The organism is Sphaerochaeta pleomorpha str. Grapes, assembly GCF_000236685.1.
Classification (GTDB): Bacteria; Spirochaetota; Spirochaetia; order Sphaerochaetales; family Sphaerochaetaceae; genus Sphaerochaeta; species Sphaerochaeta pleomorpha.
In genome coordinates this window covers 2,475,890-2,488,321 of sequence record NC_016633.1, presented here as the reverse complement: position 1 = coordinate 2,488,321, position 12,432 = coordinate 2,475,890, and the positions used below count along the sequence as shown (strand labels likewise).

Genomic DNA, 12,432 nt, shown 5'->3' with positions numbered 1-12,432 from the left:
TCGATGTTCAACCTTTCCTATCTCAGCGACCCAGAAGTGTTTCAAATCAACAGGGTACCCGCCCATGCCGATTTTGTAAGTGAAGCTTGCAAATCAATATCTTTGGACGGGACCTGGCATTTCCTTTCCTTTTTCCGTCCGGAAGAGGCAGATACCACATTCCTCGACCCTGCAAAACTCGATACGATGGGAACCATTGAAGTTCCCGGACATCTTCAGCTTCAGGGGCATGGATTGCTTCAATACACGAATACCATGTACTCCTGGGACGGAAAAGAGAATATTGTCCCTCCGCAGATTCCCACTCACCAGAATCTCACCGGTTGTTATGCGAGAACAATACAGATTTCCCGTTCCCAGCTTGAAAAGGAAATCAGGATACGTTTCGAGGGGTCCGAAAGCAATGTAATTCTGTATGTCAACGGTATATTTGTCGGCTATAGCGAAGATAGTTTCACTCCAAGCGAATTCTGCATCACCAACCAACTCAAAGAGGGAGATAATCTGATTTCGGTCATGGTTACCCGCTTTTGCAGCGGTAGCTGGCTGGAAGACCAGGATTTCTGGCGACTGTCTGGTATTTTCAGGAGTGTACACCTCCTCATTCTGGAAAAAACCCATATCGAGGATGTTTTCCTCAAACCGATTTTGAACCAGGATTTCTCCCTGGGGGCTTTGCTTGCAAAAGTACAGGTTGCAGAGGCCACAGCCGATCAAACGGTTTCCCTTTTTGTAGGGGACAAATTGCTTGCAGAATGCAAAGCAGGAGACTCCCTTTCCTGTACCTTGGAGAATCCTTTGCTGTGGAGTGCAGAGAATCCCTTTCTCTACCATGCCACGATTGTCCTGAAGGATGAAAAAACCATTCTGGACAAAACCACTATCCCGTTCGGATTTAGGGATATCCATATTGAGGGGACTACTATACTTCTCAATGGAAAAAGGCTGTTGATCCACGGGGTAAACCGCCATGAGTTCCATTGCAAAAAAGGGAGGGCGATTTCCAAAGAAGATATTTATGCGGACCTGGTGGAAATGAAACGAAACAATATCAATGCGGTAAGGACCTCCCATTATCCGAACCAGAGTTGCTTCTATGATTTCTGTGATGTATTGGGGCTATATGTTGTCGATGAGACAAATTTGGAAACCCACGGTACCTGGATGGTATTCGGCCGGGTTGTTCCGGATGAACATACCATTCCCAATTGCAAGGAAGAATGGAAAGAGGCTGTATTGGACAGGGCTTCCTCCATGGCCATGCGGGACAAGAACCACCCCTCCATCATTTTCTGGTCCTGCGGCAATGAAAGCTATGGAGGGTCAGTCCTCGATAGCGAATCCGATTACTTCAGGTCACTTAACGACAACCGCTTGATTCACTATGAAGGAATTTTCCATGACCGCAGGTATCCAAGGACGAGTGATGTGGAAAGCCGTATGTATGCTAAGATTCCCGAAATACAGGAATATTCCAAACATGCAACCAAACCGTTCATCCTGTGTGAATACAGCCATTCCATGGGTAATTCAACGGGGAACCTGGAAGAATATGTTGCGCTCGAACAAAGCCACCCAGTCTACCATGGCGGTTTCATCTGGGACTTCGTCGACCAGGCTTTCCAACTCGATGATAAAAACCCTGACAACCTTAGCGGAGGATTCGGATTCGATATGCCGACCGATGGATATTTCTGTACCAACGGGTTGCTGACCGGAGACAGGAAAACAACTGCAAAGATGAAGGAAGTAAAGTATGCCTACTCCCCTTTCCCGATGGCAGGGGAAGGAAACAAGCTTACCATAACCAACAGGAACCTTTTTATCGATGCCTCGTCTTTCCTGATTGCCTGGACATTACTCAAAGAAGGCGTTGCGGTTTCAAGCGGTTCCTTCAAAACCGATCTGGGAGCCGGTGAAACAAAAACCTTTACGCTTTTCGATCCCCTCCCAGATACTACTGAGACTTATTCCGTAACAGGTGAAATCAGATTGGATGTTGCAACCAAATGGGCTGAGAAAGGATTTGTTATTGCAAAGCATTCCTTCCTCGCAAATACAGTAGGTGAAGTCTCCTTACCTCAAGAAATCGAACCTTTCATAAAGGGAAGCTGCAATATTGGCTATCGTTGTGAAAAGGGTGTATTCCTGTATTCCCTCTTCCTTGGCCAATGGGAAGCAATGCTCACCAATCAGGGTAACCTGCTTTCCCGTCCGGTCAAGCTTGAAACCTGGAGAGCACCAACCAACAATGACAAGGGAAACGGAAACACATTGCTATGGGCACCTTACAAACTGGCCAGCCTGTACCAGAGGTGTACAAAGTATCATCTTGCTGAAAACGTATTGTCTACGGTTATCGCCACCCCATCCTTCGAGGCGGAATGCAGGTATACCTGCCATGGCAATACCACAACACTTACCGTACTTGCCCCAAGCTTCCCCACCTCATTGCCCTGCTTTGGGATAAGCTTTGCCATAGACAAGCGCTATCACAATGTAAAATGGTTCGGAAATACTGTAATCGATACGTATCAGGACCGCCTGTGCGGCAATCTGCTGGGAATTGCACAGGAGGATGCTTCCTCCTTCTATACAAATCATAATGACCCACAGGAATGCGGAAACCTTACCGATTTGAGATATCTGGAATTGACCGATGACCAGGGACACGGAATGAGAATACGGGGAGAAAAACCCTTCGAGGGTTCCGTTCTTCCCTATAGCTGCCATGAATTGGAAAATGCAACAAAGAAGAGTGAGCTGCCCACCAATGACTGTTTCTATGTCAGGATCCTTGACGGCCAGACAGGCGTCGGGGGTGATGACTCCTGGGGAGCCCCGGTGCATGACAAGTATCTCTACAAAGGGCCTGAAGGTCCTTGGAGAATTTCGTTTGAGATACTCTGAACATCTGATTGCCCAGGCAACATCTTATTTTTCGAACGATGTTGCCTATCTTTGGGTTTTCCCAGAAAGTGGTTCCTGCACAAACAGGATACGTGCCGAACTAGGGCTTGAGCGTTTTTCAATTTGTCTGGTATCCTACTTTTTTCTTAGAATTGGCCAAATATCCACTATAGGCGCTCCGTTCAATTGACAATATAACACCTATTGAACCATATTCATTCGTATGATTATACGTGAAAGATTGAACTCCATTTACAAAAGCGATTCCAGGCGAAATAAATTTCTCTTGGTCATTCTTTTCTCAGGACTTGCCTATGGCTTCTATCGGGGCGTTCAAGACAACTATCTTGCCCAGATAATCCAGATTTCCAAATTCGAACGGGGAATCGTAGAATTCTTCAGGGAACTCCCAGGATTGTTCCTTGTTTTCATACTCGCTGCCATGTATCGTTTTTCTGAGTCAAAGGTATTTAAGATCGGCACGGCAATCATGCTCCTGGGAACCTTGGGATTACTCTTGATCGGTACATCCAAAGCCGTTGTCATTCTGTTCATGGTCATTTTCAGCACCGGCGAACATATTACCATGCCCATCAAGAGTTCCATGTCGCTCGATATGGCAAAGCAAGGAAAGGGAGGGGCTTCGCTCGGCCTCATGTCCAGTATCAGCAATGGTGGGAATATTATCGGTTTTTTGGTAGTAACGGTAATTTTTGCTGTCCTTGGCAAGATGGGAATCCCAGACGACTCAATCGTTGGCTTCAAGACAGTATTTTTTATTGCTACGTTATTGCTCGTCTGCTCAGCCATCATAGCCCTTGCCATCAAAGACCAGGGAAAACCGGTAAAGCGGAGTAAGATTTATTTCAGCAAAAAATTCTCCAAATACTATATGTTGGAAATCTTCTATGGGGCAAGAAAACAAATATTCCTTACATTCGCTCCCTATGTACTCATTCTTTTCTATGGTGCCGATACATCTCTCGTTGCCCTCTTGCTTGCAATCTGTGCAGGGTTTGGGATGCTTTTGGCCCCGGTCATCGGAAAACTGATCGACCGTCTCGGGTATAAGTTCATCATGGTAACCGATACGCTTTTACTCATGGTAGTCTGTTTCTTCTATGGGTATGCCCACAGATTATTCAGTCCAGACGTTGCCTTTATCGTTGTCTGTGTTAACTTTGTCCTCGATTCCATCATCTCGATGGCAAGTATGGCTTCCAAAGTCTATGTCCAGGATATCGCAGCAACCCAGGAAGAAATGACGGCAACCATCACCACGGGAATCTCGGTAAACCACCTAATCAGTGTCATGGTCGCTTTGCTGGGAGGCTATATCTGGCAGCAAGTAGGAATCGAGATGCTTTTTACCCTTTCGGGAATTCTGGGACTGATAAATACGCTGTTTGCCCTCACCATCAAAACCCCTATGAGAGAAGTAGTTGTAAAGGAAGCCGAGGCGAGAGCCTGACACCCTCTTGCAGATTTCCCCGTTGAATGAGAAACTATACAGTACCATGAATAATTCGGTAATGTACGAGGAATTGCTTCCCCATGAATTTGCTGAAAGGCTAAAAGAACATCCCATAGGATACCTTCCCCTTGGGACTCTGGAATGGCATGGGCCACACAATGCCCTGGGAGCTGATCTCATACAGGCTAAGGGCCTCTTCCAAATTGCTGCCAGGGAATGCGGGGGAATCGTATTCCCCCCGCTCTTCATAGGTCCCGACAGCATAACCGGTGACGGTACAGCCTATCCTTTGATGGGAATGGATAAAGCAAAGGAAACCCAACCCAACCGACAGCTGAGCGGAAGTTGTTACTATGTCTCGAAGGGACTGTTTATCTTGGTTGTGGAATCGATACTGAAAATGGCAAAGCGTGCCGGTTTCCGTTGTATCGTTGCAGATGGCCATGGACCTTCACGCAAGGTTTGGAGTGAGATGGCTGATACCTGGGAGAAACAATTTGATTTGCTTCTCGTTTCCCCCTTACGTGATTTCGAAGCTGGAACCTGGCTAACCCAGGCAGACCATGCAGGAAAGAACGAAACCTCCCTTATGCTTGCCCTTCGCCCCGACCTGGTAGACCTTGACCGCTTGCCACAGGAAAAAACCGAATGGCCGCTCGGGGTAAGGGGGGAAGATCCCCGAGATAGTAGTCCGGGCTTTGGGCAGGAATTATTGGCCAAAACGCTCGAATCATTGGAAACCAGACTCGGAGCACTAGGTCTGCTTTAATTACAGGCAAGGATAGAATATTCATGAACAACCCATTTCCAGCCAAGCAAGCCGAAAAATTCTGCAAGGCCCTGCAAGACAACCTTGACACCTTTGGTTGCCTTGACTTCGAAAGCGAAAGACTTATATCTACACAATACCTCTTCGGCCCTGCAAGAGGCCAAATGTTTGGGGTTCTTGTCTGTCAGGACAACCAGGGGAACGAGGTCATTCTCAAGGCGTTTTCAGGTCAATATGATGGCAAGTGGGTTATCCCCGGATGGGTTCCACCTGTCTGCGAGGTTTCTCAGTTCACAGCCATTGTCTCAAAATATGATAGCCAGATTCATGCATTATCCCAAAAACTATTAGCTGAAACAGGAAAAGAGGCTTTTTCCCTGCAAGAAAAGCGTAAGGGTCTTTCCCAAGCCTGCCTTCAAGAAATCTATGATTCCTACAGATTCTGTTGCATAGACAAGAGTATCCTTACCCTTGAAGAAGTATTCGGGGAAAAACTGCCTCCGACAGGTACAGGGGATTGCTGTGCCCCCAAACTCCTGCATTATGCTTTTTCGCATCATCTCCAACCTGTAAGTATGGCTGAGTTCTATTATGGAAAGGCCAATCGTTCGCTTACCAAGGAGCACAAACAGTTCTACGGACCTTGCGACGACAAATGCAAACCCTTGTTAAAACATATGCTGGGACTCGATATTGTCTACTGCGATGAAAATCTTCTTGTCGTGAATAAAAAAGAAGGCATGCTTTCTGTCCCTGGCCGGGGAGAAGATATGCAGGATTGCGTGGAGACCCGAATAAAAAGGCTTTTTCCTGACTGCATCAACCAACCGGCAGTCCATCGCCTCGACATGGACACCTCTGGGTTACTCGTACTTTGCCTGGAAGCGAGGGCCCACAGGAATCTTTCTATCCAATTCATGGATGGGAAGGTCGAAAAGCAGTACATTGCCCTGCTTGAAGGACTCATACGTTCACAATCGGGACTAATCGAGCTACCTTTCCGCCTTGATACAGAAAACAGACCCCGCCAGATCTATGACGAAAACCGAGGAAAATGGGGAATAACCCAATGGGAAAAACTGGGCGTTGAGTATTTTCAGGAAAAACGCTTGGCAACCAGAATCCTCTTTTCACCTAAGACAGGAAGGACCCACCAGCTAAGGGTCCACAGTGCCCATGAGAAGGGACTGGCTCATCCCATTATCGGAGATCGTCTCTATGGGAAACGGGAACAGGGACAGCGCATGCTGCTCCATGCATATAGGATTTCCTTTATCCACCCGGTCACCCAAGAACCAATGTCTTTCGAAAGCTTGCCTGAGTTCTGAAAAGATTTCCTGTAATACACTTACCACAATCCAGGAAGCTGCATCGCAGAATGATTCCTTCTTGCGCCAGTATAGGCATTGCAGGGGTTGCCGTGGTCTCTGCCCTTGTATCGGAATCAGATGTTTTTTCTGCAGCCAAAGATCTTAGGGCCCTATTCCAGCGTAACAGGAAAATCTTCTGATAGCTTAAAAAAGAGCTAAAACAACCGATTCTCCCAATTTATACACTGGTAATACAGCAGTCCATATCCACTTAGAAGTTGCCCAATTTTTTTAATGTTTTTAATTAAGTAATTATATGCTATGCTATTGGTGTTTTATATGGGGAGATTAGTATCAGTGCCAATTAAAAAGCCAGAACCTACCCAACGTTCTTTTCAAATGGTGATTATCGGATTGGTAATTATTGTTTTTTCGATTTGCATACTATTTGACTCTTTTCTCCAGACAGAACCATTGCAAAATGAAAAAAATATTGCAATTGATTCAGGCTGGACAATTTCTGTCGATGGAACCATAGTTGCCGAAAACATTACCTTGCCATACTCGATCAAGGAGGATGTAAAAGGGAAAACCTCCCTGGCAACACGTACGCTGCCTTTGGAATATCCCAACAACAACACCTGCTTTGCAATCGAGACAGGAATGTGTTCCCTTGAATTACTGGTAGAGGGCCAAAGTCTCTATCGTTTCGATGCCACTGGATCTCCCTGGAAAGTACCTGTTTACGGGGGGGGCTTTTCCCATTTCGTTCGTTTACCCAACTGGACAAGGGGAAAAGAAATTACCCTTAAGATGGAATTTTCTTCCAACAATTCGTTTGCAGGAAATATACGGATTCCAGAACTGGGAAGCAAAGCATCTGTCCTCCTGGAACAACAAAAGGAATGGCCTTCACTTGTTTTCGGGTATTCCTTTATCCTGTTAGGGCTAATCTGTTTCCTGGTTTCCCTCGGTCTTAAAAAAGGCAAGGAACGGGACAACCTTTTCTATTTCGGATGGATTGAAATTGCCCTGGGTTCCTGGGTGTTTACCCAAAGTTGTAGTAAACTGTTCATTATAAGAAACCCTGCAGTTCCTATGAATCTCAGTATGGCCGCACTATATCTGCTCCCCTTTTTCTTATCGAAATTCGTATGCATCTCCTATTTTGTAGGACCTTGGGAAAAGAAGCTGTGCAACGTATCCATTATTTTCCCCATTGGGTATGTAGTGGGTGGAATCCTCCAGATATTGGGACTGGTACAGTATACAGATATGCTTCTCTATGCCGGGTTGGCTTTAGGACTTTATCTTTTAGCCTTTTTTATGGTTTCCTTTATCGATTATTGCAAAGGCAACAAAGCATTGGGCTCATTTCTGGTTGCTATACTTATCTTGATTATCTCTGTTGGCGCCGAGGAATTATTGCTGTTTCTGGGAATCATTTTGCGCAATGCAGTGATACTCCATTTTGGCATGACCCTCAGTGGAGTCATTCTCTTCTGGCATAGCGCTCGCATAATCAAAGAAGGGAGCCTCAGTAAATTCAAAGAGCAAATGCTCCTTGAAATGGCCTATACCGATTCCCTTACCGGTCTGAACAATCGTAGTGCATATGAAAAACGAATACAGACCATCATGGATACTAAAACAAATGCAGAGGTAATTGGTGTATTATTAATGGATATCAACAACCTCAAGGAAATCAATGACACCCTCGGACATTTGGAAGGTGATAGAATTCTCAAGGACTTCTCCCATAAAATAGAAAAATTAGCCCCGAGCAGATCAGAAATCTATAGAATCGGGGGCGATGAATTCGTATGTCTCATTACCAAAACAACTGAAGACCATTTGCAAAAACTTGCAAATGAGATAGAGAATACAAAGTTTGCAAATGGCTCCAGTGTAGCTGTCGGCTATTCGATTTTCATTCCAAAGAAGAAGGAAAAATTCTCAAACATCATCCACAAGGCAGATTCTTCGATGTATATCTGTAAAAACAGAATGAAACAAGCCAGTGCAATTGCCATTGTGCAAAGATAATTTGCTACAAGGATGTACCTCTTTTTCCCATCCCTTACTGTTATATAAATAAGAACATCAGGTATCTACTGGATTTATACCAAAGACGCGAGTACATTTATATCAGAACCAGAAGGGAGGACCATGTGAACAAAGAACAGTTGAGTCGTATGCAGACCGGCAAGGGATTTATCGCAGCATTGGACCAGAGCGGAGGAAGTACACCAAAAGCCTTGCTCCAGTACGGCATTCCCGAGGATTCCTATGCAAATGATGAACAAATGTTTACCCTCGTGCATAAGATGCGGACAAGAATCATCACAAGCCCTGCATTTTCCTCCAAATACATCTTAGGGGCGATACTCTTCGAGAATACGATGGATCGTACCATCGATGGTCTTTTCACTGCAGATTATCTCTGGGACAAAAAAGGAATCGTCCCTTTCTTGAAGATCGACAAGGGATTGGCCGAGTTGAAAGACGGGGTGCAATTGATGAATCCGATTCCAAAACTGGACAGGCTTTTAGATAAAGCAGTTGAAAAACATATTTTCGGAACCAAAATGCGCTCCATGATCAAAGAAGCCAATGAAAAGGGAATAAAAGCAATCGTCGACCAACAATTCACCCTTGCAAAACAGATTGCCGAAAAAGGCCTTGTCCCCATTATTGAGCCGGAAGTAGATATAACCAGCAAAGACAAAGAAGCCTCAGAGAAAATACTGAAAGCGGAAATAATCAGGCACCTTTCGACACTTCCCCTAGATACCTTGATCATGTGCAAACTTTCCATACCCACCGTTGAAGGATTCTACTCGGATTTAATGAAAGACCCACATGTCATTCGGGTGGTTGCATTATCGGGAGGCTATAGCCAGGCAGAAGCAAACAGACTATTGGCAAAAAACCAAGGCCTTATTGCAAGCTTCTCCCGTGCCTTGGCCCAAGGCTTGACTTCGTTGCAATCAGAGAAAGACTTCAATGAAATACTCCAGGCCTCTGTGCAATCAATCTATGAGGCTTCCATCACCTAGCAAGAGTATCGGGCTATGTATCAAAACGATGCGTAGCCTGATCTTATTATCGCTTAAAACTATAGCAAACTGGCATCTTTTATGACTATCCCCAACAACCTTGCAAGATCGGCAGCCTGGTAGGTGTTTACGATGACACCCTTTAATTCTGTGGCATGTTGCGAGACATGGATAGCAGAGAATTCACAATTGGAAAAGTCCAGACCTTTCAGTGCAGCATAAGAAAAGTCCGACCCAGTGAAATTTGATGCTTCAAGAGCAAGGTTCTTGCATTGGCAAGCATTGAAAAAAGACTCGGTGAAGTCACAGGAATCCATCGAACACTGTTCGAGTCTGGCAGAGGAGAAATTTGAAAGCCGTAAATTACATCCACAAAGGGAAACCTGCAGAAACCTGCAATCGGTGAAATTGGCACCTACTCCCTTTGAATCAATCCATTCACAACGACGGAACAGGCTGTCTGAGAAATTCCTGTTTGAGAAATCACAGGTATCGAACCGTACATCGATAAAGGAAGCATTTTCAAACTGGGTTTGCTCAAACGTGCAGTTTTGGAATACTACCTGGGAAAAAGAAAGTCCCGATAAATCGGCATCACTGAAACAAGCCTGATAAAAATGTTTGAAAGAAACGGTAAGGTCACCTTCTCGGCTCTCTTGTAAGCACGTCCCAACAGTATCACAGACTTCCAGGGAAGTCATTTCTATCGAGGTTTCTTGCCTCTGTTTCATCTAAAAGCACCTTTGTCTTTCTCAGGCATTGAAATAGAATGCTAGGTGTAGGAAATCTTTGATAAAATCCCGACATTAGAGAAACCCTTCCAGCCATCCTCTACATCTATATCAAAAAGATTCTTTACCTGGCAATTGCTAGAATCACAATCCAAAACCGGTATTTCCATAAGAAGATTCTCCCAACTTCACTCTAGAAAGAGCGAATGGGTCGTACGAGAAACAATTCGGTTTTCCCTATCCTTCCTTGCACCCCTGCATAGAACCCCTGGGCCCAAGCCTTCTTTTGATCATATTGGGTAGAGGTCCAATACCCATAGCCTAGAGCCATGAATTCCCCAAGTTGATTGGTGGAATATTGCAGGTACAATAGCTGTAGTTCCTCTTTTGAAGGAAGAAACCAATCCGAATAGCCATTGAAAACCAAGTTTGCACAATAACCGGCTGCGGTAGGAGGTTCCTGGCTGTTCGCTTGCATAGCCGCTATATGCTCTGTATTGGACTTTCCTGAGCCAATGTTCGAATTGGTGGGGGTATCTAGCGGTACTACCCCCCAGGGGAGCATTACCTGCACGGAAAAAGGAGAAACTTCCAGATAGCGCCATCCATCTGTCTTCTCTCCTTTATCATAAAACACCAATCCACCGGAAGGTCCAGGTTGCCCGACAAGATACTCAGCAGACTGTGAAAAGACGACACCGCTGCAAAGAAAGACCAGAACCATGAGAAGAATACTATATTTTCCAGTTCTGGAATCAATCAATTGCCTTCCTCCTATTTCTCATCGTCATATGAGGTATGGATGACATCAGTATAAATCATATATCCACCACGTTCCCGTTCTTTGACTGCAAAGGTTGCAATCTCAGCACGCTTGATCAAGGTGTTTATATCATCACCATGTTCAGGGAACAAGGAAATTCCGATACTTGCCGAAATCGAAATCTCATTGTCAAGCACAGAAAAAGGCATGGAAAATACTTGGTTTATCTTTTTGGCAATTGCCAGCACATCTCTTCTGTTTCGTATGCCGCTGAGCAAGGCAATGAATTTATCACTACCAAGACGTGAAACCAAATCACTCTTTCTCAGTTGGATTTTTGTTCGGCTTGCCACAATCTGAAGAATCCGGTCACCGGTTTTATATCCATAGGTCTCGTTGATTACGGAAAAATGATCCAGATCCAAAACCAAGAACGCTACCAAGTCTTCGTTGTACCGAGCTTGGGAGATGGTAAGTTTTGCCTGGTCCTGGAAGAAGTTCCTGTTGGGCAAACCAGTCAAAATATCCTGGGTTGCTAGAAATGAGAGCTTATCATCAAGCTTTTTCTGGAAGGTGATGTCTTCTACGGAACCATCGTAATACTTCTGCTTCCCGCTGGAATCAAGCACAGCACGTACCGTATCCCTAACCCAGATTACCTGTCCATCATATCGTTCGATTTCATAAATCAAACCATGGATAATATTATCTCTCTTGATAATATCCAGCCAGGTATGTTTTTCATCCGGATCGTTGAACATAGAGAAATAATTATCGGAAAGAAGGACATCAGGGTTCAAAGCCCTGAACATGGCCACAAAGGTTTTATTCAGATCTATGAAATTCCCTTCAAGGTCAATACGATACAAACCGGTGGGAACGCTATCAAAAAGGGCAACCTCTCCCTGTTCCTCGGATCCGGTGGGGAAAGAATCCTTCTGCAAGGGTACACCCCGCTCCATTACGGTACTCAATGCCTCAAGGACCTGGGTAATCTCTGTAGCTGCAGCGTTGGGTGATTCTATCAGCATAGACTGAAGGTGTTTATTATCACCAGCGATAACAGGTTTCTCCAATTCTGAAATCAAAACAATATATTGTATTGAACCTACTTCCTGCAGGCTTTTAACCATACTCTCTGTTGAATAGTAATCCTTCATATCATTGGATAAGATAGCTGCATCATAATGGTTACGCTTGACAGCCAATAAACCATCAGCCATGGCATCAACGCAGGTAATCGTACTGACTGTTTGCCCAAGGATTTCAACAACCGATTGTTTTACCCCAGTTTTTTCCGCTATCACTATAATACGCATAGAATCAATCATGTATATACTCACCTTTTCAGGGTTTATTATTCCTGTTCAAAGGTAGGTCTGTCAATTAAATATGTAAGAGAATAGGGAATTCACT

10 protein-coding genes are annotated in these 12,432 nt (G+C 44.8%); 7 read left to right on the top strand and 3 right to left on the bottom strand.

Annotated features, from left to right (window positions below):
- Positions 1-3 precede the first annotated feature (3 nt).
- The 7 genes from lacZ to SPIGRAPES_RS11290 all read left to right on the top strand — a co-directional run bounded on the left by lacZ (position 4) and on the right by SPIGRAPES_RS11290 (position 9,522).
- Positions 4-2,910, top strand: a complete 2,907-nt coding sequence (gene lacZ, locus SPIGRAPES_RS11320; protein ID WP_014270890.1) for a beta-galactosidase, LacZ type — start codon at positions 4-6, stop codon at positions 2,908-2,910.
- A gap of 223 nt (positions 2,911-3,133) precedes the next feature.
- Positions 3,134-4,381: an MFS transporter gene (locus SPIGRAPES_RS11310; RefSeq protein ID WP_014270888.1), complete on the top strand. Its 1,248-nt coding sequence runs from the start codon at positions 3,134-3,136 to the stop codon at positions 4,379-4,381.
- Positions 4,382-4,427: 46 nt separating this feature from the next.
- Entirely contained in the window at positions 4,428-5,153 is a 726-nt protein-coding gene (locus SPIGRAPES_RS11305) for a creatininase family protein (RefSeq protein WP_014270887.1), read from the top strand.
- Positions 5,154-5,176: 23 nt separating this feature from the next.
- Positions 5,177-6,481 carry an RluA family pseudouridine synthase gene (locus SPIGRAPES_RS11300; protein ID WP_014270886.1) on the top strand — a complete coding sequence of 435 codons (1,305 nt, stop codon included), beginning with the start codon at positions 5,177-5,179 and terminating at the stop codon, positions 6,479-6,481.
- A gap of 50 nt (positions 6,482-6,531) precedes the next feature.
- Positions 6,532-6,663: a hypothetical protein gene (locus tag SPIGRAPES_RS17470; protein ID WP_281047883.1), complete on the top strand. Its 132-nt coding sequence runs from the start codon at positions 6,532-6,534 to the stop codon at positions 6,661-6,663.
- A gap of 157 nt (positions 6,664-6,820) precedes the next feature.
- Positions 6,821-8,509: a GGDEF domain-containing protein gene (locus SPIGRAPES_RS11295; RefSeq protein WP_014270885.1), complete on the top strand. Its 1,689-nt coding sequence runs from the start codon at positions 6,821-6,823 to the stop codon at positions 8,507-8,509.
- Positions 8,510-8,634: 125 nt separating this feature from the next.
- Positions 8,635-9,522 carry a fructose bisphosphate aldolase gene (locus SPIGRAPES_RS11290; RefSeq protein ID WP_014270884.1) on the top strand — a complete coding sequence of 296 codons (888 nt, stop codon included), beginning with the start codon at positions 8,635-8,637 and terminating at the stop codon, positions 9,520-9,522.
- 59 nt (positions 9,523-9,581) lie between these two features.
- On the opposite strand, the gene SPIGRAPES_RS11285 is transcribed toward SPIGRAPES_RS11290, so the two are convergent.
- The 3 genes from SPIGRAPES_RS11285 to SPIGRAPES_RS11275 all read right to left on the bottom strand — a co-directional run bounded on the left by SPIGRAPES_RS11285 (position 9,582) and on the right by SPIGRAPES_RS11275 (position 12,347).
- Positions 9,582-10,253: a pentapeptide repeat-containing protein gene (locus tag SPIGRAPES_RS11285; RefSeq protein WP_014270883.1), complete on the bottom strand. Its 672-nt coding sequence runs from the start codon at positions 10,251-10,253 to the stop codon at positions 9,582-9,584.
- 193 nt (positions 10,254-10,446) lie between these two features.
- Entirely contained in the window at positions 10,447-11,016 is a 570-nt protein-coding gene (locus SPIGRAPES_RS11280; RefSeq protein ID WP_014270881.1) for an Lcl domain-containing protein, read from the bottom strand.
- Between the two features lie 11 nt (positions 11,017-11,027).
- On the bottom strand, positions 11,028-12,347 hold the full coding sequence (locus SPIGRAPES_RS11275; RefSeq protein ID WP_014270880.1) for a sensor domain-containing diguanylate cyclase: 1,320 nt from the start codon (positions 12,345-12,347) through the stop codon (positions 11,028-11,030).
- Between the last annotated feature and the right edge of the window lie 85 nt (positions 12,348-12,432).

What these genes read in the sequence shown, in the direction of transcription:
- SPIGRAPES_RS11310 (WP_014270888.1), top strand. Translation starts at nt 3,134, where the DNA reads ATGATTATACGTGAAAGATTGAACTCCATTTACAAAAGCGATTCCAGG.
- SPIGRAPES_RS11300 (WP_014270886.1), top strand. Translation starts at nt 5,177, where the DNA reads ATGAACAACCCATTTCCAGCCAAGCAAGCCGAAAAATTCTGCAAGGCC.
- SPIGRAPES_RS11275 (WP_014270880.1), bottom strand. Translation starts at nt 12,347, where the DNA reads ATGATTGATTCTATGCGTATTATAGTGATAGCGGAAAAAACTGGGGTA.
- SPIGRAPES_RS11305 (WP_014270887.1), top strand. Translation starts at nt 4,428, where the DNA reads ATGAATAATTCGGTAATGTACGAGGAATTGCTTCCCCATGAATTTGCT.
- lacZ (WP_014270890.1), top strand. Translation starts at nt 4, where the DNA reads ATGTTCAACCTTTCCTATCTCAGCGACCCAGAAGTGTTTCAAATCAAC.
- SPIGRAPES_RS17470 (WP_281047883.1), top strand. Translation starts at nt 6,532, where the DNA reads ATGATTCCTTCTTGCGCCAGTATAGGCATTGCAGGGGTTGCCGTGGTC.
- SPIGRAPES_RS11285 (WP_014270883.1), bottom strand. Translation starts at nt 10,253, where the DNA reads ATGAAACAGAGGCAAGAAACCTCGATAGAAATGACTTCCCTGGAAGTC.